Raw genomic sequence first — 20,113 nt, forward strand, 5'->3', positions numbered from 1 at the left:
AAAAAACGCAAACCAAATCGATGTTTGCCGGCAGCCCAATAGGGGGCCGGAAAGCCGGGGACGCAGGTTTCCGACGCGTCTCCATTCCATCTCGCTTTACGGAGGATTTGGTTATGAGAAACGAATTTGACTTCGCACCGCTGTATCGGTCCAGCATCGGCTTCGACCGTGTCTTCAATCTCCTCAACAATGCCCAGCGCCCGCAGGCCATCGACGCCTGGCCGCCCTACGACATCGTCAAGACGAGCGAGGACGCCTACTGCATACAGATGGGGGTGGCCGGTGTTGCCGGCGCCGACCTCGACATCACGCAGGAGCGCAACGTCCTCATCGTGACGGGACAGAAGCCCGAGGAGAAAGACGTGGACTACCTGCACCGCGGCATTTCCGGGCGCGCATTCGAACGGCGCTTCGAGCTGGCCGACCATGTCAGGGTCGAGACTGCCTCGCTGACGAATGGTCTTCTGAGCATCGATCTGAAGCGCGAAATCCCCGAAGCAATGAAGCCGCGGAAGATCGCGATCGGCGACGGCAGTCAGCCCCAGACAACGCCGCTTCAGATCGACGCTGAAGAACAACAGGTCGCCTAAACAACTGGACGCGCCGCCCGACCACGGCGGCATCGCTCAATAGGGTACCTCGAAATGAAGACGATCAACGTTCAAACACCGGCTTTTTTCGATGCTCAGGACCTCGCCGCCTGCCAGTCCGTTTTCGACGAACTGCTGAAGGAGATGGGGGTGGCCAAGGAGTCGGAAGAGGCCGGACGCATCGCTGCAGTCGTGATTGATCTTTATCAGCAGGGCGTGCGTGATCCCTCGCGCCTCAAGGTCATGGTCGAGAATGCGCGAAGCCTGTGCGGAAGCTACAAGCCGATGGCGACCCCAACAAAATAGTGTCGCCGGTTGCCCGCGATCATCGGGCGACTGTGTCCTTGTGGCTTTCTGAAGGGATGCTGCCATCGCAGGCGACGTCCCTTCAGGGCGAAGTTAGGCATAGGGCTGCGTCGGAAGCCTTTGCCTATAGACAGGTGTGAAGTTCTTATCCGCTTAGCGCGATCAGGTGCGCGTGTCGGTCGGCCTGAACCTTTTGCGTTTGCCTCTGGTCGATGATGCGGCGCTGTCTCCCGCTTCCGGCAAGCACGGTACCACGCTTATTTCCAGATTCCGGTGCTGGCCACATGCAAGCGGTTCACCCCGACGCGAGAACTCCCAGGACACACCTAAGCGCGGAAGCTCCAGGGCCACACGAACCGCGAGAGGCAAACGCGCACAGCCATCACCTCAAGGCAGACACGCTGCGGCCGCCGCTCGTTGGTGTTCGCGCTGCACCTCTCATATGCCCTTGACACCTAGCTTATGCTCCCGAACCGAGTTGCACTTTGACTGCACATTTCCTTTGATAGGACTGGGTCGCAATACAGACCGTGGGGGAGCAAGCATGGATGGAACTCACTTATTCGAGCTGGTGATCGCGATGTATCTTGCAATCATCGCGCTCCACTATGCCGCCCAAAAGTTTGGACTCCCACCATCCGTCGCGTTGCTCGCAGGTGGCGCGCTGCTTGCGTTTCTGCCGGGACTGCCGGCGATCACTGTCGATCCTGCGCTGGTGCTCGTCATCTTCTTGCCGCCGCTGCTGCTGGACGGCGCCTGGTCCATCGCCGTCGCAAGGCTGCGACGCCATGTGATCGGCATTACCTCGCTTGCCGTCGGCGCGGTGTTCTTCACCTGCGCCGTCGTGGCAGTTGTGACCCATCTCCTCATTCCGTCGCTTCCCTGGGCCGCCTGTGCGGCACTTGGTGCGATCGTATCGCCACCTGACGCGGTCTCCGCGCGCGCGGTACTGGAGCGGGTAACACTGCCCCGGCGGCTCCAAATTCTGTTGGAAGGCGAGAGCCTTTTGAATGACGCGAGCGGTCTGGTGCTTTTCCGTTTCGCCGTTTCCGCCGCCGCAACCGGCGCCTTCAGCACAGTTGAGGCGGTTGGCAATTTCTTGCTTCTGGCATGCGGCGGGGCTCTTTGGTGTTGCCATCGGTACCGTGTGGGTCAGGTTCGTCCGGCGCCTGGGCGACGAATATCTCATCATCGCCGCCACAGTGCTTCTAGCCTGGATTGCCTATCTTCTTGGAGAATTCCTGCATGTTTCAGGTGTCATTGCCACGGTGACCACGGGCCTGATCGCGACCTGGCACCAGCACACCGTTCTGTCTGCGGCGACACGCATGCGAGGTTCGTCCTTCTGGACCGTGATGATCTTCCTGATGGAAGCTGCCGTCTTCATACTGATCGGGCTGTCCCTGCGGGACGTTGTTGAACGCGGTGGCGGCTTCGGCGCGGTGGTGGCGACCATGGGCCTGCCGATACTGGCGATCCTCGTCACGCTGGTAGCCGCGCGGTTTGCCTGGGTGTTCGCCTCCGATGCTGTCATGAAATTCCTAAGAAACATTCAGCCGGATGTTGGCGCGGGCTGTAGGGTATACCCGAACGATTTTGCTCTTCGCTCGAGATTGGTGAGGACGCGTCGACGGTAATTCTCCTCGTAGTGGGAGGCTCCCGGATCGTTGTATTCCATACCGTGCCGCAGGGTATTGTAGAACAAGACGGCGATTTTGCGGGCCGTGGCAGTGACCGCCTTGGCCTTGCCGACGCGTGCCGACAGACGCCGATAGAATGCCCCCAACGCGGTCTGAGTGCGTCCAACCGCAACCGCGGCAAGTCGCAGTAGCGCCGCGGCCCGGCTACCAGATCGTCGGGTCCGTGACGACAACACTTTGCCGCCGGAGATTTTGTTGCTTGGGGAGAGGCACAGCCAGGAGGTGAAGTGCTTGGCATTCGGCCAGGCCGAGAGGTTGGTCCCGCACTCTCCGACCAATTTGAGCGTCAGATAAGGCCCGAGCCCGTGAATCTGAGTGACATCGCAGCCGAGCAAGCCGTACAGGGCGGCGCGAACATCGAAGGCTGGGTCATTGGATTGCTTCTGCGTTGTCCGCACGGTCGGCGGTTTTCCTACAGGGGTGGACGAGGCCTTCCGCAGCCGTTTCAACACAGCCTCGATGCGCACGTCGCAGAGCGCCACTTTGGCTTGGTAGACGTCGTACAACTCCAGCGCCTGGGTCAGGGCAAAGATGTGCTCTTCGCGATCATTGCCGACGAGCGCTTGACGGATCGTCTCCGCAGACGCATGGCAGCGTGGGTCGCGATAGGACGCCAGAACCATCGGGTCGCGCTCACCGGCCACAATCGCACGGATGATGGCCATGCCGGTGACACCGGTGATGTCTGCCACCACGTGGTGGAGCTGCAGATTCATTTGCGTCAGAGCTTTTTGCATGTGCTGGATGTGCGAGGCAGCGTAATCCAGCAAACGTTCACGCTGGCGTAGATAGGCGCGCATGACCGCAACTTCGCCCTTCAGCCGGAAGCTGGCCCTGAGCAATCCATATTCATGCAAACGCTGCAGCCATTGGGCGTCGCTAATATCGGTCTTGCGGCCTGGCACGTGCTTGGCATCACGGGCGTTGACCACTATGACCTCAAAGCCACGCTGATCGAGTATCTCGAAGACCGGAATCCAGTAGACCCCCGTGGACTCCATCGCGACCGTGCGCACGCCACACTTCGTGAGCCAGTCCGCCAACCGATGCAGATCGCCGGTGAAGGTTCCAAAACTGCGCACCGGCTCGGAAGCTTGGTCGGGGCCCACTGCGGCCACGTGCATCGTCGCCCCGATGTCGATTGCAGCAGCATTCAAGTGAGTAGGGGAAATATCCCGCTTGCTGCGAGACTTCTTTGTTCCAGCCATGGCAGGCTCTCCTATTCTCATGTCGAATGGAGAGGCTGGGCTGTGCCAAAGAATCAAATTCCTAAACGGGATCGCCGTAAACGGCGTCACCACTCTCAAGCGCGCAGCAGCCCATGGACCACGTTATGTATCGGGGTTAGACACCACCAAAATTCCGACGGCCTCTCCTCTCCAGCGCCCACTCTAGCACACCGTTTCTATCCGCCGCAGGCGGGACCCCGACCCGCGAATGGTTATGTAATAACATGGGTCTTCGCCGATCGCCGCCGCTTGGCATCGGCGGCGCCACCGTCCTGAGCTGGGCAGGCGTCCGTGGCGTGGTGACGCTCGCTCTGGCATTGAGCTTGCCGGAAGACTTTCCCAGCCGCGACTTTATTCTCGTCACGGCATTCGCCGTCATTGTCGGAACCGTGCTCGTGCAGGGAACGACGCTCGGGCGTGTCATTGCTTGGGCTCGGCTGGTGGAACCGGAATCGGAAAGAGCCCGCCTCACAATGAGTCAAGCCGAAGCCGCAATGGCTCAGATGCAACTGCTGACCGTTCAAAGTCTAGCCTATGATGCCGAGGGACATCTTATTCACCCTCAGCTTTTGGACCGATATCAGCGTAGGGCCACGGCAATCGTCGATTATGCCGAGCGTACGGAACATTATATTCCATCGCTCCATGCTCACTTCGACGTGGTTCTCGAAGCGGTCGCGACTGGACGACGGGAACTCATCCGGCTCCATCGAGCCGGGGAGATCGATGACGAGACATTGCGGGAACTGGAACGTGATCTCGATCTCGAGGAGCTAAGCGCGATTTCGGCCAAGTCGTAAGCGTTTATCGCGCGTCTAGAATACGGGATCTGGGCTGCGTCTTGTCGGAGAGACAATAGGTGAACGCGCCCACCTGCGGGCTAAAGCAGGGGCGCTGGTGCACCTAGGCCGCGACGTCCCCGTCGATCTGTTGCAAAAGCTTGACGTCTCGACCGCGATAACGACAGAAATCGACGTTCTGCCGAGCGTTTTCAAAAGGAGTGATTACGCTATCGGAACGGTCGTCAGCAGCAAGCCGCTGGTAGTCCTTCGACTTCGTAATATCCACGGTGCCTCGAAGCCGTAGCTGCGAACGCGCTCGTGGTTGAATTCTATGGAGGATGAACCCTCTCATCCCGTCAATTCAGCATCGCTAACTATTTAGTCAGGCCCTGCGAAGAGACTGCAGTTCGCGGAGTGCCTGTGTTTCGATTCGGAACAATCCACCGATCGAGAGGCAGCTTCCTGAGAAATTCTAAAAAGCGCGTTTTGAGAGGCCCTGCCGCAATCAAACGCGAGGGGGCCGTGCCTGGATGGAAAACAATATCCTTTACTTCGGATGGGAGGGCTCACTTGCTCCTGTTTCCAAATCAATCCTGGTCCTGACGGATGCGTGACCAAGCGCTGCGGGTTCTGAAGTACTGGGAGCACGTTGAGCGCTACAGCGCTCCGATCGCCGAAGATGAGGGCGAACGAAGTGTCGATATGACGGTATCCCATATCGTCGATAAGAACGTGCCATGGCCTTCGATCGCAGACAGCAACCGGTCATTTCGTCATTTTGTCCGCTTTGGCATCACCAACCTCGATGCGTGCGACCAAATCCTGGTTCGCCGTTGGTCGCGACTGGCGAAGGATCCTGAAGACAGCCATGCCGAGGGCGATCGCTATACATTTGCGGGCGTTTTTTCAGTATCCGACCAAGGAAGCGCGGAGAAGGGCTCCCTTGTTGTCAGCAGGTTTCTCTATGAGTTGGCTGCAGCACTCGAAACGACAGACATCACTTTTTCCGAGTATGCAGATGCATTGGAGACGGAGTTCAAAGCGAGACTGAAAGCCCGTTCCAAGCCCTTGGCTATCGCCGCAGCGCTTGCCGACCGTGCCTTCTTGGTCCTGCAACTCCCGTCCCATATCCGCGCGGCGATGAAATGTATTGTCGTTACCCGCTCCAAGCCGATCGTCCAGAACAAGCCGACGAGAAAGGTCAGGGATTCGAGGTTTTTCAGCAGCGTCTATCCAGATCTTCTTCGCGGGCTCCAATCCGATGTGGAAGACGGCGTGATCATCGGCGCAGCATGGGACCTTTTGACTATGCAGCCGGCTGCCTCCGACTTCGACGCCGCCGGGGACGCTGTCGTCTTGGAGACCTTACAGACCGAACGCTATCCGTCTGCTCGCTGGCCGTCTGACTTTTCCCTTTCGCCACAGCAGCAAGTCGCAGTGAACGAGCTGTTTCCGCGCTTGGAAAATGGCGGAGTCTTCTCGATAAACGGGCCGCCCGGCACCGGTAAGACAACGTTGCTGATGGATGTTGTCGCCGAGATTATTGCGCGGCGTGCCGAGATGCTGCGACGCTATGACGATCCCCTGACCGCCTTTACGCCTGCCGGCGGGGGCGGTGCTGAGTTCATGATCGATCATGCTCTCCATGACTTCCTCATCGCCGTGGCGAGCTCCAACAATGGTGCTGTCGCCAACCTCACCCTCGAATTGCCCAAGCGCGAAAAGATCGGGAAGAGGTATGGTGACCGGCTGGGCTACCTTTCCGGACTTGCCCAGAACCTGATGGCGCAGCACCGCGTGATGTCCGACGCCTGGGGTGCGATTTCAGTGCCCCTGGGCAATCGACAAAACAGGGATCGCTGTGCGGCATCGATAGCCGAGGCACTTAATGGTGCCTCTCTTTTTGAGAACTGCGATGTCGATGATTGGCAGGTCGCTCGGGACGAGTATGCCGCGGCAAGGGCAAAGGTCGAGGAGATCAAAGCGGCGCATCTCCGGCTGAGCGAGCTATTGCGCGCAGCAGACGAATTGCGTTCGATCCACGCCAGGATCGGTACAGTGCCGGGAGCGACTGTTACAACGCTGAGGTCGGCAACCCATACTGGTGCTCTTGCTGTTCGCGAACTTCCTGATCGGACGGAAGCCGCTGATGCCGTGCTTGCGCGAGCCACGGAGCAAATAGACGAGGTCGTCGCCGAACTCGGTATTGTCGTCACCCAAAGCGCGTTTCTGAATGCGGAGCCACAGGCCAAGGCCGAGATGCTCGTTGGAACATCGGCTGCTCTCGAGGCTGCACGAGCCGAGCTCTTCATTGCAGCCATGAAGCTTCACCAGTCTTTTGTCTATCATGCGTGGGAGCGCATCGGGCCGAACCTTTCAGCCTGGATCGAGCTCAATTCGGGTAAAGGCAGCGGACAGCTGGCGTCGATCGCCGGACATTTATGGAGCACGTTCAGCCTTCTCGTTCCCGTCGTTTCATCGACATTCTGTTCTTTTGCCAGCACCTTCGGACGTTTTGACCGAGGGGCCATACCGTGGCTCATCGTTGATGAGGCGGGGCAGGCGTGCAGCCATCATGCGATCGATGCGGTGTCGCGAGCCAAGCGTGCGATTGTCGTTGGTGACCCGTTTCAGATCGAACCGATCTGCACGATTAGCCCCGCGGTCGACAATGCTCTTGCGGCGAAATTGGGCGTCCCGCCGGAGTTTCGGTGCAAGTCGACGTCTCTCCAAACCTTGGCTGACAGGATCAACCCGTTCGGAGCAAATCGAAACGGAAAGTGGATCGGTGCTCCCTTGAGGGTTCATCGACGGTGCGCGGAGCCGATGTTTTCGATCGCAAATGGGCTGGCTTACGACAAGTCCATGGTACTCGGTCATGAGACGACGGAAAGGGAAGCGCGGCTCACCATCCAGCGACCGATGTTCGGCCCGAGTGCTTGGATCAATGTCGTGGGTATCTCCGAGACGCCAAACGACTTCTACGTTCCAGAAGAAGGAACATTGGCCCGGCAGATCGTTTCCTCTTACATCAAATTTCAGGTTTCAGAGCGCGGTGAGCCGAAGCTGCCAGATCTCTTCCTCATCTCACCCTTCCGAAAGGTCGCCATCGGGCTCAAGCAGCGGCTCTTGGATGATGCGCCAGAGGTGTTCGGCGATCTTGCCCCGGCCTTGGTGGAGGAATGGATCGACAGATCGGTCGGTACCGTGCACTCGTTTCAAGGAAAAGAGGCTGAGACGGTGCTTCTTGTTCTGGGAGCCAAGCGTCTCAGCAGCATCCAGTGGGCCTTGGAAACACCGAACATCATGAATGTCGCCGTAACGCGCGCGCGTCGGCGACTCTACGTAATCGGAAACCGTGCCAACTGGCTCCAGGACCAACGGCGGGATCGATGGATGCTCGGCACGAACGATCGTTGGCTTATCGAAGCGGATGCGGCGAGAGCGATGTTCGGTTCTCGGCCGCGCAAACCTGTCCTTCGTGTCGTTTAAGTTGCCAAAAGCACTTTTCGTTGACGGCAAGTGCGAAGAGTTCCCGCTCGATCCCGAATGGGAAAACGCGGGTGGTATCGGTGGTCGACGGTCCTGTTCCTGCGCAGCGTTCCGGTATTTAGGTCCACCGGATTTCGTTTTGAGGCGGCAAGGACCGTGCTTTTGCTGCGACGGCCCTGTCATTGGTCAGGAACACGGGTGGCAATCGCTGGTCATCAGGTTTGATGGCGAACGGAGCTAGTCCCGATCTCCGCCGAGAGCCGCGATCTTTTCGTCGAGCTCGGCGATACGTTTCTCATAGAGCGGACGCTTGGAATCGTCCGGGCCAAGGGTCGTCAGTTTCTGTCGTGCCAAGGTGCGATGGTCCTTCAGAAGCTTGACCTGAAATGCGGTGTTCATGCTCTTCCTTCAAAAATGCGCGTTCTTGATGCGCGGGCCATCGCCTTTGCCCGGTGCTCCGGCCCAATGTGAGTGAAGACACCAATTGACCCCGAACCCGAAGTTGGTCTCGACGAGATCAGATTTCCGGCAGGCAGCATCCTTTCCCCTTCATAACCATTCGTTTCGAACTCGTCAGCCTCATTGTCTATGGTCGGAGCACAGTTGCTTGGGCCTCGATCGCTTGCCGGATCCAGGACCCTCCGTCCTGTTCCGGTTGTTGCGCCGATCTATGTCACCGACGCCCCTCGAGGCGTGGTCGAACATCGTATCTACCTTCGGGGTTTATCGGGGAACGTCCCTTGCCGTCCGCGCGGTTGCCAATATCCGCCTCCCGGCGAATATAACAGGTGGCGGCAGCCGGTCCTTCCCACAAAACCGCGCCTGCTGCGACAAGGCTTCCAAGCTGTATCTTGAAGCGCCGAATGCGTGGCCGTAAAGAACGCGATCTTCGACAAGCCGACCGATCGGTCAGACATGATCAAAACCGCACCAAGATTGCGTCAGAGCCAAAATTGGATGCCGACAAGGAGTGAATTTGGCACGCAGATTGACACCAGACGCTGCGCAGAGAAGGCTTAGGAGTGCCGTAAGCCCGCTTTTAGCGAACTGTCAGCATGAGGATCGGCAAAGTGGAAGAGCGCGGTAGCCCGTACCGATTCTGGATCGCACGGTTCGTTTGTGTGGATGCTTCGGTAGCCCCAGAACAAATAAAGGCTGCCTGGAACCATTTGAACTCTGACGAGCGATGTATTTCGCGACCGCGCCAGCTTTCGAAGCAGGAACTGCGTTATGCGATTGTCTAGTAAGAGTTTGTCGAGCAGGTTTCTCGCATAAAAAGCTCTCACGTTCCTCGTATTGGGAAACAGGAGAAAATCGCCTCGTTTGCCTGTCCCTGGTATCGTCACCGGAATGAGGGCCGTAATAAGGTAAGAATCATAGTGAAATATCAGCGAGTTACGGGCCGCACCCTTGCCTGTAAGGCATCGCAGAATCTGGTAAAACCTCACTTGCGGGGGCGCATTGCCCAAGGCAAGCCTATATAGCCGCGAGAAAATGCTCGTGAACTCGGCGGATGTTGCCAGTTCGTCCATCCCGGTGCCCGAGACGGCCTCGCTTCCACGGAAGACAACATACTCGTTTTGAGAATTCGCAACCGCCCGGGATACAAAAATCTGCATTCGCTGCAGGTCGTTTGCATTTATGTAGTCGGGAATGCAACAGAAACCCTTGGTATTGATTTCATTGAACATCTGCCGGACTGCGCCGTCCGACAAGACTGGTAACCGCGCGTCGATTGTAGCGTCATCAATCATGTTCGCTCCTGGCGTGAACAGAACAGCGCTCACCTTCAGGTTATGACCAGTTTGTTACCAAGGCAAGACGGTTGTGAAGATGGTGGCGCAACAGCGATCGAACTTGTTACCCCCGGTTGCGAATATGCTTCGGCGGCTCGTCATTTTCGTCTGGATTGGGATTTGGAACCTCGTCCGGCAACACGTCCGGATCGGGCTCTTCGATCGGAGGCTGCGGAATATCCGGCGGCAGACCGGGAAGCGGGCCTGGCATCGGTGCCGGGTTCGGCTCCGTAGGTATGATCGTCATGACGCTTTCCTTTCGTCTAGCCCAAGCTGTTCGGGCCGGGATTGTTCCCGATTAAAGTCGAAAGGAGATCGCGATGAGGTCAGCAAACAAGAGTGAAATGCGGTATGCGCACTTCATCGGCTGCGCGGATCAAGGCTTCTCGCGCCGCAACCGCAGGAATGGTCTCTTTGTAGGCGTCCAGGCAGGCGACGAGCGCGTTGATGTATTCTTCCCCGTCGTCGGAGGGCCAATCCTTCACCAGGACTTCGGCGACGTCGGCGACCGTTCTGATCAACCTGTATCGTTCTGCGCCGTCCATAACGAGACGAACAGCAGGAAACTGATGCGACGTGTTCAAACTCATGACACTTCGTCCCCCTTTGCATTTTGAATATTAGTGTTCGTGCAATAACCGTTCCAGTTGATGCGCGAACATCCTAAGGGACTACTTGCCGTAGAGTGCTTCAGTGAACGACGGTAATGACCGAGATGCCCGCCTCATCTGCGGCGCGGATGAGCGCCTCTCTGGCGTCACGCTCGGATATCTTTCCATGAAGCGCGTCCAGGCAAGCTCTGACGGCAACGACGTAGTCCTCGCCATCGTCAATTGGCCAGGCACGAATGAGCGCGTCGGCGGCGTCTCCGAGCGATCTCACCAGCCTGTATTTTTCCGGGCCGCTCATCACGAGCATCAGAGGGACGAACTCTCCACGTGTGCCCCGATCCATTACACTCCGTCTCCACAGGTTAAATACATTCGTAACCCTGCAGAAAGCGTGCCATTGTCCGGGAGCCGGTCAGTCCTGCGGCTGCCTCACGCTCGCCTGCCATGGCCACTGTGCTGGATATGGTCGACCTCGTGGCACTGCGGCAAATGCCGTGCTGTGACCGGGGTGGCGAGAAGTGAGGAGATCTGCAGTCACGCGGGGACGTGTGCTCTTCAATGGTCTCAGAGCATGGCGCTATCGTTGGCAAGTGCCTCCCGCTGCTTTATGGGCGGTCCCTGAAACGGTCATGGATCACCTGTAACGCCGCCGAACTAGCATGAAATCGAACACCACAAAGCTACGTTGCCGTGCGGCGCGCATGCGTTACGAGAGGGTATCTGAACAGCGAGGCCGCAGAGCCGGAACTGCCCGCGATCATCGCCCTCGGCACGCTTGGGCATACCCCTAAGAAGGCGAGTTCAAGAACAGTGCTGCACGATCAGGTTCACAAGCGACTTAGCGTGCTGCCGCGAGCTGAACGGCCGACCTGGCGTCTTCAGCACTCAGTCGACCCTCAATGACAGCTCGACACGCCTTCCATGCGCGTCGCCACTTGGCAGTGCTCTGATCCGGCTCATGGATCAGCCAATTAATGGCCTCCTCAGGCGAACCAACAACAATGCGGATGCGGCTATCTCCCAAAACGAGAGGATTCTTCCATCGATGTACCAGCATGGCCGCGCTCCAATCGCGAAGGTGTCAATTAAACCCAATCGACGCTGGCGCCACATCGTTCCATTCAAAGGAAAAGAAACTGGATCTGCGAGATGAATGAATTCGCTGGATTTGCCGAACCCCGCCATCGGCGGTCATTGGACAATGCTGCGCTTTGTCAGGCATCCGAAGTCAATAATGGAAGAGGGTGACAGGTCGATGACGTTCCCGATCAACCGGTTTGCCGAACAGGTAGCGGCCTACAGAGATCTGCGGGTAGTCCACATGCCGGAAGTGAGCCGCATGGCGACAGCGGCGGAGATATTCGCGCCTCTCGGACGCGTTGAAGATCCATTGCGGGCATTCGAAAGCACGAAAATCTCCGAGAGGATTTCGGAGACGAGAAAGCCCATGCACATGAGAGCCGCGCGGTCATCCATTGACGCTTGATGAGCAGGCCGGCAATATTGGTCGGCTCGAGACGACGGTCGCAATGAGTGGCGAAGTGGACGCCCAGCTGTGCTGCGACCAGCACGAAAAGCTAAGGCAGATCGCGTGCAGTAATCACGAGGCTGTTTCGCCGGCGCGCTGCGGCACTGCTTGTCGGGCTTTCGCGCGTTTGCGAACTTTGACCCGGCGCTTGCAGGGCTGCCGACAAGCGTTCCCAACACAAGCGTCCAGATAAAGATCTCGGTTGAAACGTCTGGTCCCTATAGGCGGATGGCACGTGATTATGGCGATCTGCAGGGGTGCGCTACATGCGCCACCTTGGGCGAAGGCTCTTCGATCGCGACGACAGCACTACGATAGCCACCGAAGCAAAAGAGGCCCTGCGCGGGGTGGCGTCACAGGACCTCTTCACCAGGAGCGAATGCCGGATGGTGGCATCCGTGAGTCAAACAACGCTGCATCAAGAAAGTTCCAGCGTAGACGCTTCGCCATCACTTGCTGGGCGCTCGATAATCTTAACCCGCTGTGTTCGAGCCGGTGCTTATTGATGTCTTCGGCCAGCGGGATGTTTCCCTCACTGTGGGAATGACGTCATGCGGCAGGCACCGCTTTCGAACGGTCTATGCCCGCTCCGGTGCCGTTGTCCGCCTATCGGGCGCGGTCATTCACCAGCCAGATCCGGAAGTGGAGGAGACCTGCAGTCATGCGGGGACGTGCGCTCTTCAATGGTCTCAGAGCATGGCGCTATCGTCGGCAAGTGCCTCACGCTGCTTTATGGGCGGTCTCTGAAAAGGTCATGGGTCAGCTGTAACGCCGCCGCACGAGCATGAAATCGAACGCCACAAAGCTACGTTGCCGTACGGCGCGCATGCCTTGCGAGGGGGTATCTGAACAGTGAGCGGCAGAGCCGGAACTGCCCGCGATCATCGCCCTCGGCACGCTTAGGCATTCCGCTAAGATAACGAGTTCAAGAACGGTGCTGCACAATCAGGCTTAAAAGCGACTTAATTTGCCGTCGATACTTGTCTTCCCGAGCCACATCTCGCGCGCATTCGTGAAGGCTGCAATAGACGTTGCGGCGGAGGATGAGCGTCTGACGGACATCACCGACGGCGCTGGGCAGGCGATGACCGACCAGCAGACGGCAGATGAGGCGAAGCAGTACATCGCTTTAACCGAGATCGACGGAGTGCCTGAAGCTTCCGATTTCCCTCTGCTGCCAGCCGAATTGGGAGTTACCGCGGTGAGCTCGGCGAAGTCGCAGTTGCCGGCTCAACCCTTTTTGAAATGGCAGGTCATTGGCGGCGCTATCAAGACGGCGCGTCCCGCCACCAAGGCCGCGATTGAAGGGCGACGACGAGTAAGCCGAGGCCGCCGCTGATGCAGCGGCCTGGCCGTAGACAGAGACAGACACGGCCCAAGGGGATTCGACGAGCCTTGTGCCAGCCCTGCTCACAGAGGAATTCTGCGAGCCCTACTAGAATATAATTTCTGCAGCCAAAACGTGACGCCTTCGTTCGCATAGGTGGGCTTAGCAGTTTGATGGGGAGGGTGGCACGCGTGTGGTCCGCAGGGGTGTTTGCGGATCTCGGAGCCCTATCACAGGAACCCGACCGTATCTGGGCCGCGCCTATTGAAGCACAACCACGCATGGATGGCACTGACGCCGGTGCGGTACGTGTTTCTATCGTTAGTTGAAAAGAAGACCCGGCGAATTGGCCTCGTGTGGTCCGCCTGCCGGGTCCTCGTGCCGCAATAAGGGGTGATGCGGTCGTAATCAGGATGCCCAATCGAACGCATGCGCGCCACCTCACTCCAGTGATGGTACTAACGGTCAGTTAATATCCACTCCCACGATCTTGAGCAAGACCGATACCGAGACAGCAGCCGCAACGGCTGTGCAAAGCAGAATCTTGATGCGGCGGATTCTGCGGCTCCGCGCACCTGTCCAATCATACGTCAATCCATCCCCTGCAGTTTGCCGGACATAGAGAGCGGTAACCGGTGATTTCAAGCCCATGTGTCAACCAAACCGCAGATCGGAGACTTTGAACGAACGCGCTTAGCTCGGCCGCTCGCAAGCCTGTCAATGAAAGGCATGAAATCTGTTCTTCTGTCGGCTCGGGCATAACACAAGTGAGATGAAGTTCGCCCTGCCAGGCCCATGAAGCTGTTCGGCCTCGGCATTCGGCTGATGGGATTGACAATCTCCGATTTGTCGTTGCGCCGGCTTCGATGGCGGTATTGCCTTGGCGAGAATAGACCATTGGCCTCTGCCGCTAAGAGGCGCCGGAATGTCCGAAACGAAGATCGCCCAGCTGATCTTCCCTGAGCGTCGCCCGAGAGATCGGACTGCGAAGAGCCTCAAGCCGACATGCTCGTCTTCCTCATCGAGCGGGCGCTGAACGAAGCCAGGGACGAAGCGCTCCGTCGCGGGGTCGTCGTCGATGTCGAGCGGGAACCGGCCTTCAGTACCCGGAACGAATGAACCGCCGTTCCAGGAAGGTGGCCGAAAGGGAAGCCTCCGGCGGGCTAAGCTTGCAACGTGGTCGCATGGGGCGAAAGCTTCCCTTCTGTCCTGCTCGCCAGAGACAGAACAATTACAGATTACGCCGATCTGCGGGGATCGCTAGTCGGACCAAAGTCCCTAAAAGTAAGAAGAAAATCGAGGGGAGGTTCAGCGGAGAACCAGCCGCCTCAACGCAATATGCCACGTCTTTGCTGTATTTCCTTATGGGCGCCGAATTCGAGCGGAAATACAAGACTCGGCATCGATACCGGGATTGCCGTGACCGACAACACTGAGGTTGAGGCCACCACCACCGATCCGAACAACTACGACAGCAGAAAGGTGGCTACCTAGCCTGCTGCTCTTCGATGGAAATGCGCTTTTCGCCGATCGAGATATCGACGCCTTTGGGTTTGCTCTCCTTCGCGGAGAATGTAGATGACCATGCCGACGACTAACACGACCAAAGCGCCGATCATGAAGTAGGACCCGTTTCGATTGTTCATTCATTCCGCTGGCTATGGACTCCCTCGGAGAGGCGGGGTGATAAGGACGGCAACGGTGTTGCAGCGACAGGATAGGGCAAAAGTCAAGGTGAAACCATCACCGACAGTGCGGCATCGGCGGAGACGTAATCACGTATAGGTGTCGCGCCGAGACTGATCCATCTTGTAATTGTGGTGATGATGAATTTCGCGTAAAAGCTTTAGAGTGCGCAATCACAATGGAACCGCTACGATGGATGCGATTCACACTGAAGGCTTCGACGCTGCTTTGACGCTGACCGATCACATTGAGCACCTCCCGGACAGGAAGCGACGCGAGCTGGCACGCATCATCGAGATCCTGTTTGCCGAGGTCGAGGGGTTTCAGGCAAGCAAGCTATCGGAGAAGAAAAGCGCTGGCAGGATCCTGAAGGTCATCCTCTACGGATCCTACAGCCGGGGTGACTGGGTGGAGGATCGCCTCAGCGGCTACCGCTCGGACTACGACCTGTTGATCGTCGTCAACACCAAATCCTTTGCTGATGAGCATGAACTCTGGCAAGGCATCGACGAGCAGCTCTTGAAAGAGCAGATCGGCCATCGCATCGAAACGCCGGTCGTGCCGATCGTCCATACGCTGGCGGACGTCAACGACCAGCTCGCCCGCGGTCGGCCCTTCTTCGTCGACATCGCCAGAGATGGCATCGTCCTCTACGAGCAGCCTGGCCATCCCCTGGCAGAGCCGAAGCCGCTGACGGAAGAGGAGGAGCGCGCGGAGGCGCAACGTTATTTTGATCAGTGGTTCCCTGATGCAGTTGAATTCCAGAATATCGCGGAGTATTGCCGTGGACGAAGCAGTTTCAAACTCGCCGCCTTCAATCTGCATCAGGCAACCGAGCGGCTATATCATTGCGCACTCCTTACGCTGACCCTTTATAGTCCAAAATCTCACCGTTTGAAGGTCCTTCGTTCGCAAGCGGAGCGAATAGACAATCGGCTGATCGCCGCGTGGCCGCGCGACAGCCGGTTGTCGCGTCGGTGTTTCGAATTGCTATCACGGGCTTATGTCGAGGCACGATATTCGTCGAAATACAAAATTGCCGACGAGGAACTCGCTTGGTTGGTTGAGCGCGTGAAGGCCTTACAGGCTGTCGTCGAGGCGGTCTGCCGGGAACGGCTTTCCATTTAACCGTTATGAATGGATACCATGAAGGGATACATACACTCGAAACGCAATGCTCATGCCGACGACTAGATGCCGTAATGGGCCGGCGTCTCATAAGTGGCCAGTTGGGTGGCTGTCCCTCAGAATGATGATGTTTGGAAACGAGGTCCGAGCGATCAGCCTCAAGCATCATGAGAGGAACGGCCATGGAGTATTATGCGGGAATCGACGTCTCGCTGAAAGAGAGCAGCGTGTGCGTGGTCGCGCGGCGGGCAAGTTGGTTCGCGAGGTGAAGGTAGGCAGCGAGCCTGAATGCCTGGTCGGGTATTTTGATCAACTGGACTTTCCGGTAGAGCGCATCGGCCTTGAAGCGGGGCCGTTGTCCCAATGGCTACACGCGGCTCTCGTTGCTGCGGGTAATGAGGTGGTTTTGCTGGAAACGCGGCATGTGAAGGCGGCGCTTTCTGCGATGACGGTGAAGACCACCGCAAGGATGCACGGGGGATCGCCAACTGCTCCGCATGGGGTGGTATCGTCCGGTCCACGCCAAATCGTCGCCGGCCCAGGACACCCGAGCTCTCCTTGTTGGCCGCAAGCTTCCGCAATCCAAGCTGCTCGACGTCGAGCTCAGCATCCGGGGTATCCTGGCTATGGATTAAAGGTCGGCGAAGTCAGCCGAGGCCGTTTCGAGGCGCGCATCCGCGAACTGACTGCAGGGCATGCGATATTGTTGATGGTGATTGACGCGATGCTGACGGCGCGAGCAGCGCTGTGGAGCGAATTTACGAAGCTCCACCGCGAGATGCTCAGGATCGCCCGCGCCGACAAAGTTTGCCAACGGCTGATGAGTGCGCCGGGTGTCGGTGCCTTGGTTGCGCTGACCTACCGTTCCGCGGTCGATGATCCAGCCCGGTTCGAAAAGTCCAGCACAGTCGGTGCCTACTTCGGGCTCACGCCGAAGAAATATCAATCCGGCGAAACCGATCGCGATGGCGGCGTCAGTAAGGTCGGCGACGCGATGGTGCGAACCGCATCATTCGAGTCCGCGCATATCATGCTGACGCGGGCGACGCGCTTTTCCAGTCTAAAGCGCTGGGCGCTCGATGTGGCTAGGCGTCGCGGGATGAAGCGCGCGAAGGTTGCCCTTGCACGCAAACTGGGTGTCGTTCTTCACCGCATGTGGATGGATGCGACGGACTTTCGCTGGAGCGCAAACCCTATGGCGGCATGAAGAGAGCTACGTGATTGACGCGGGCAAGTATAAGGCTTGCGTCTGATGAGGTCCCGTCGCTGGGACGTAGGCTTGGCAAGGTCGTGTGTAGTGCTGTGACCGCCTCGGCGAAGCACGCTTCCGAGATTGACCTGTCGGCCTGTTGATCTGATGGCATAGTGTGGCAGTCTTTGTGCTGACCACGGACAGAAGCATGGCCTCAGCGACGAGATAATCATTCAGAGGGACTTGACGAACAAAGGCCCATTACAGAAGAAACCGTTCTCGCCAAGTTCAAGGCGCAAACTTCGGTCTAACCAGCGGTCTCCAGCCGCAATGGTGAGTGTCCGGGGTCACAGCAGTTGATTGCGGGCCGTTTCATTGGACGGAAGTGAAACAGGCGCGAACGAACTTAGCGCACCTGTCCTGGGTCTTGCTGGCTTCTCGGAAGCCATCGCCGTTCGGGACGTGGGGATCCCCGATACTTGGGCGCAGCCAAAACGGTTAAGCGCGACAGTCAATGCCGACGCATCTCACGCTTGTAGTTCCATTGAGGCTTTGCTACTGCACACTGGATTTTCGCCTTGGAGTTTCCTAGTGTCGCTGAGAAGTCTTTCTGTTATTGCCCCAACTTATAATGAAGCGGAAAACATTGTCCCTTTCATAGAAAGAGCAAGGGAAGTTCTTGGCCAGTTTGACTGGGAAAATCTTTGTCAATGATAACTCGCCAGATGGGACAGGCGAAAGGGCGTACTGCTTTTCTAAGATGATCGGCATCCTCAAAAACCCCTTCTATGCCGGCGTCTACGTCTGCGGAACGAGCGAGAAGCGGACTGCCATCGTTGATGGACGGCCGCGGCGGAGTTACGGGCATGGCAAGCCGGCTGGAACCTGGGAAGTCATGATCAAGGACCATCACGAAGGTTACATCACTTGGGATGAGTACGAGCGCAACCAACAGCAACTGGCTCTCAACAATTTTAGCCGAGCCGACGGGGTCAAATCCGGCCGTGGCGGCAAAGCGCTGTTATCGGGTGTCCTGACCTGCGGGCAGTGTGGACGGCGACTGAGTGTTTCCTATACGGGCAATCCGCAAAGCCGGCCCGTTTATCGCTGCGATAAGCCAAACCTGATGAGAGGCTTGCCGCGGTTCATGACGTTCGGCGGCTCCCGCATCGACGCGGCGGTTGCGCGCGAGCTGCTGCGCGCGGTAGAACCTTTGGCGATCGAGGCACCTTCGAGGCGGAGCGGATGCACCAGGAGCGACAGGAAGATCAGCGCCAGATTCTCGATCTGGAATTGAAGCAGGCTCGCTACGAAGCTAGCCTCGCCGAACGCCGCTACGCTGCTTGTGATCCTGACAACCGTTTGATTGCCGCCCAACTGGAGAAGAATTGGGAGACTGCGCTACGTCGCGTGCGGGATCTGGAAGCGCGCAAGCCTGCCGAAAGTCCTTCGACCATCACGGTCGACCCAGGCACGTTTGCCAATTTGGCGGATAATCTACAGGCAGCCTGGGATGCTGCTAGTGTGACCATGCGCGCGCCAGCAATTGCTCCGTACGTTGATTGCCGACATTGTCGTTGATGTCGACGATGCAGTACGCGACGTTGTGCTGACGATTCATTGGAAGGGTGGTCAGCACTCCGAACTCAGGGTACGGAAGCCTCAGAGTGGCGAGCATGGCTGCGCAACGACAGAGGATGCCTTGGCGGTCATGCGCAGCGACCGTCGTCGACGTAAACGCTCAATGCTGCCCACCGCGACAGGGCGTAGCGCATCGCTTCCGCCAATTTTTGTTTCTGCGGCAACGTCTGCAGCGTATCCTCGATCCAGACCTTCAGGTCCCTCAGGATGAACCCTTGGCCATCCCACCATAAAAGCTTGATCCGATCCGCACAGCGTGTTTCATAATACATCCCTTTGTCAGAGTCCGGGTAGGCAGATAACCTTATCATATTGATAATCTTCATAATATTTTGGCCGTCGATCGATTACACCCTGCACCCCTATCCGGACGGCCTCTGAGCTAAGCGCTTCGACTGGGACCATCCATGGTGAGCCCGGGAGGATTTGCGTTGCGGGTATGATACCTTTCAACACAAGGGTCTTTGCCGATCCCACACAGATGCCGAGTCGTTCGGCTGCCTCCATCAGGCTGATCATCGGGCTACCGGCTTTGGCAGGATCATATTCGGGAATTCCCAGGCGTTCGCGCATGTCACGGACCCGCTCGGTCGTCAAGGCTTCGCCATCGCCAGTCTTGCAGTGCATTCGATTGAGCGATACGGCCAGTTCCCGATCCGGCCACCGTCCGCCAAGCTGTCGCAGCGCCTCGACAGCAGATGGCGCCATATCGCTTGGATATCTGCCGGTCTTGACCCGCGCAACGCGCACCTCGGTATGGCGACCGCCGGTCCAATGGATCAAGAGCCCTCGTTGGTCTGATCATCGAGGTTGCAAACAATCTCCTGAATCAGGATATGGATGAGCCGTTGCTTCGTCCGCGTATCGGTCGACGGAGCATTCCAGGCCGCCGACAAATCATGCGCAAGCTGGAAGAGCCGGCCACGGTCGATCGCTGGTCGTGCCGCTGACAGCGCAGTGAGTTCCTCGACCTTACGTTCCAGCACACTCACGCGCTCCAGCGCATCGTTCCATCGAGCTTCCAACTCGCGCGCGACGTGCCGTTTGGCTGGGTCGACAAGCTCATACCTGCGGCCGGCCAACGATGCCTCGTACCTTGCCCCTT

15 protein-coding genes and 5 pseudogenes are annotated in these 20,113 nt (G+C 58.0%); 10 read left to right on the forward strand and 10 right to left on the reverse strand.

What is annotated here, in order from left to right; all coding sequences use genetic code 11:
* Nucleotides 1–113 precede the first annotated feature (113 nt).
* From ACSQ9D_RS25250 to ACSQ9D_RS25260, 3 genes and pseudogenes are all read left to right on the forward strand, one after another.
* Nucleotides 114–590 carry an Hsp20 family protein gene (locus ACSQ9D_RS25250; RefSeq protein ID WP_436284612.1) on the forward strand — a complete coding sequence of 159 codons (477 nt, stop codon included), beginning with the start codon at nucleotides 114–116 and terminating at the stop codon, nucleotides 588–590.
* A gap of 54 nt (nucleotides 591–644) precedes the next feature.
* Entirely contained in the window at nucleotides 645–896 is a 252-nt protein-coding gene (locus ACSQ9D_RS25255) for a hypothetical protein (protein ID WP_436284613.1), read from the forward strand.
* A 544-nt stretch (nucleotides 897–1,440) separates the two neighbouring features.
* Nucleotides 1,441–2,437, forward strand: a pseudogene (locus ACSQ9D_RS25260) (cation:proton antiporter); the annotation flags it as partial.
* Nucleotides 2,438–2,448: 11 nt separating this feature from the next.
* On the opposite strand, the gene ACSQ9D_RS25265 reads toward ACSQ9D_RS25260, so the two are convergent.
* Nucleotides 2,449–3,804, reverse strand: a complete 1,356-nt coding sequence (locus tag ACSQ9D_RS25265) for an IS110 family transposase (RefSeq protein ID WP_436281716.1) — start codon at nucleotides 3,802–3,804, stop codon at nucleotides 2,449–2,451.
* Between the two features lie 257 nt (nucleotides 3,805–4,061).
* Between ACSQ9D_RS25265 and ACSQ9D_RS25270 the strand changes: the two are divergent.
* Nucleotides 4,062–4,625, forward strand: a pseudogene (locus ACSQ9D_RS25270) (cation:proton antiporter domain-containing protein); the annotation flags it as partial.
* 588 nt (nucleotides 4,626–5,213) lie between these two features.
* Nucleotides 5,214–8,099: a DEAD/DEAH box helicase gene (locus tag ACSQ9D_RS25275; RefSeq protein ID WP_436284614.1), complete on the forward strand. Its 2,886-nt coding sequence runs from the start codon at nucleotides 5,214–5,216 to the stop codon at nucleotides 8,097–8,099.
* Between the two features lie 237 nt (nucleotides 8,100–8,336).
* Here ACSQ9D_RS25275 and ACSQ9D_RS25280 read toward each other — a convergent pair whose 3' ends face one another.
* The 6 genes from ACSQ9D_RS25280 to ACSQ9D_RS25305 form a co-directional block, all read right to left on the reverse strand.
* The gene (locus ACSQ9D_RS25280) at nucleotides 8,337–8,498 is read right to left on the reverse strand and encodes a hypothetical protein (RefSeq protein ID WP_436284615.1); all 162 of its coding nucleotides are present in this window, start codon (nucleotides 8,496–8,498) and stop codon (nucleotides 8,337–8,339) included.
* A gap of 617 nt (nucleotides 8,499–9,115) precedes the next feature.
* Entirely contained in the window at nucleotides 9,116–9,853 is a 738-nt protein-coding gene (locus ACSQ9D_RS25285; protein WP_436284616.1) for a hypothetical protein, read from the reverse strand.
* A 106-nt stretch (nucleotides 9,854–9,959) separates the two neighbouring features.
* Entirely contained in the window at nucleotides 9,960–10,142 is a 183-nt protein-coding gene (locus tag ACSQ9D_RS25290) for a hypothetical protein (protein WP_436284617.1), read from the reverse strand.
* A 79-nt stretch (nucleotides 10,143–10,221) separates the two neighbouring features.
* Nucleotides 10,222–10,485 (reverse strand): DUF982 domain-containing protein, encoded by a 264-nt coding sequence (locus ACSQ9D_RS25295; protein WP_047521420.1) that lies wholly within the window; start codon nucleotides 10,483–10,485, stop codon nucleotides 10,222–10,224.
* A 100-nt stretch (nucleotides 10,486–10,585) separates the two neighbouring features.
* Nucleotides 10,586–10,849: a DUF982 domain-containing protein gene (locus tag ACSQ9D_RS25300; RefSeq protein WP_436284618.1), complete on the reverse strand. Its 264-nt coding sequence runs from the start codon at nucleotides 10,847–10,849 to the stop codon at nucleotides 10,586–10,588.
* Between the two features lie 495 nt (nucleotides 10,850–11,344).
* A complete protein-coding gene (locus tag ACSQ9D_RS25305; protein ID WP_082003197.1) occupies nucleotides 11,345–11,563 on the reverse strand; it encodes a DUF982 domain-containing protein in 219 nt (72 codons plus the stop codon).
* A 96-nt stretch (nucleotides 11,564–11,659) separates the two neighbouring features.
* On the opposite strand from ACSQ9D_RS25305, the gene ACSQ9D_RS25310 reads away from it, so the two are divergent.
* From ACSQ9D_RS25310 to ACSQ9D_RS25330, 5 genes and pseudogenes are all read left to right on the forward strand, one after another.
* Nucleotides 11,660–11,992 (forward strand): hypothetical protein, encoded by a 333-nt coding sequence (locus ACSQ9D_RS25310; protein WP_436284619.1) that lies wholly within the window; start codon nucleotides 11,660–11,662, stop codon nucleotides 11,990–11,992.
* 1,009 nt (nucleotides 11,993–13,001) lie between these two features.
* On the forward strand, nucleotides 13,002–13,373 hold the full coding sequence (locus ACSQ9D_RS25315) for a hypothetical protein (RefSeq protein ID WP_436284620.1): 372 nt from the start codon (nucleotides 13,002–13,004) through the stop codon (nucleotides 13,371–13,373).
* Nucleotides 13,374–15,239: 1,866 nt separating this feature from the next.
* The gene (locus ACSQ9D_RS25320) at nucleotides 15,240–16,175 is read left to right on the forward strand and encodes a HEPN domain-containing protein (protein ID WP_436284621.1); all 936 of its coding nucleotides are present in this window, start codon (nucleotides 15,240–15,242) and stop codon (nucleotides 16,173–16,175) included.
* Nucleotides 16,176–16,357: 182 nt separating this feature from the next.
* Nucleotides 16,358–17,382 (forward strand): annotated as a pseudogene (locus tag ACSQ9D_RS25325) (IS110 family transposase).
* A 736-nt stretch (nucleotides 17,383–18,118) separates the two neighbouring features.
* Nucleotides 18,119–19,087, forward strand: a pseudogene (locus ACSQ9D_RS25330) (recombinase zinc beta ribbon domain-containing protein); the annotation flags it as partial.
* Here the strand turns inward: ACSQ9D_RS25330 and ACSQ9D_RS25335 are convergent.
* The 3 genes and pseudogenes from ACSQ9D_RS25335 to ACSQ9D_RS25345 form a co-directional block, all read right to left on the reverse strand.
* Nucleotides 19,086–19,217: pseudogene (locus ACSQ9D_RS25335) on the reverse strand (IS66 family transposase); the annotation flags it as partial. The pseudogenes ACSQ9D_RS25330 and ACSQ9D_RS25335 sit on opposite strands and share 2 nt — an antisense overlap.
* 70 nt (nucleotides 19,218–19,287) lie before the next feature.
* Nucleotides 19,288–19,791 (reverse strand): hypothetical protein, encoded by a 504-nt coding sequence (locus tag ACSQ9D_RS25340; RefSeq protein WP_436285195.1) that lies wholly within the window; start codon nucleotides 19,789–19,791, stop codon nucleotides 19,288–19,290.
* Complete coding sequence (locus ACSQ9D_RS25345; protein ID WP_436284622.1) at nucleotides 19,788–20,090, reverse strand: hypothetical protein; 303 nt, start codon at nucleotides 20,088–20,090, stop codon at nucleotides 19,788–19,790. The genes ACSQ9D_RS25340 and ACSQ9D_RS25345 overlap by 4 nt, the downstream gene beginning before the upstream one ends.
* Between the last annotated feature and the right edge of the window lie 23 nt (nucleotides 20,091–20,113).

It is taken from the genome of Rhizobium sp. LjRoot258 (genome assembly GCF_964254185.1).
In the GTDB taxonomy this organism is placed as follows: Bacteria; Pseudomonadota; Alphaproteobacteria; order Rhizobiales; family Rhizobiaceae; genus Rhizobium.

Excerpts from the sequence above, each read along its gene's own strand:
- ACSQ9D_RS25250 (WP_436284612.1), top strand. The coding sequence starts at position 114 with ATGAGAAACGAATTTGACTTCGCACCGCTGTATCGGTCCAGCATCGGC.
- ACSQ9D_RS25255 (WP_436284613.1), top strand. The coding sequence starts at position 645 with ATGAAGACGATCAACGTTCAAACACCGGCTTTTTTCGATGCTCAGGAC.
- ACSQ9D_RS25265 (WP_436281716.1), bottom strand. The coding sequence starts at position 3,804 with ATGGCTGGAACAAAGAAGTCTCGCAGCAAGCGGGATATTTCCCCTACT.
- ACSQ9D_RS25275 (WP_436284614.1), top strand. The coding sequence starts at position 5,214 with ATGCGTGACCAAGCGCTGCGGGTTCTGAAGTACTGGGAGCACGTTGAG.
- ACSQ9D_RS25280 (WP_436284615.1), bottom strand. The coding sequence starts at position 8,498 with ATGAACACCGCATTTCAGGTCAAGCTTCTGAAGGACCATCGCACCTTG.
- ACSQ9D_RS25285 (WP_436284616.1), bottom strand. The coding sequence starts at position 9,853 with ATGATTGATGACGCTACAATCGACGCGCGGTTACCAGTCTTGTCGGAC.
- ACSQ9D_RS25290 (WP_436284617.1), bottom strand. The coding sequence starts at position 10,142 with ATGACGATCATACCTACGGAGCCGAACCCGGCACCGATGCCAGGCCCG.
- ACSQ9D_RS25295 (WP_047521420.1), bottom strand. The coding sequence starts at position 10,485 with ATGAGTTTGAACACGTCGCATCAGTTTCCTGCTGTTCGTCTCGTTATG.
- ACSQ9D_RS25300 (WP_436284618.1), bottom strand. The coding sequence starts at position 10,849 with ATGGATCGGGGCACACGTGGAGAGTTCGTCCCTCTGATGCTCGTGATG.
- ACSQ9D_RS25305 (WP_082003197.1), bottom strand. The coding sequence starts at position 11,563 with ATGCTGGTACATCGATGGAAGAATCCTCTCGTTTTGGGAGATAGCCGC.
- ACSQ9D_RS25310 (WP_436284619.1), top strand. The coding sequence starts at position 11,660 with ATGAATTCGCTGGATTTGCCGAACCCCGCCATCGGCGGTCATTGGACA.
- ACSQ9D_RS25320 (WP_436284621.1), top strand. The coding sequence starts at position 15,240 with ATGGATGCGATTCACACTGAAGGCTTCGACGCTGCTTTGACGCTGACC.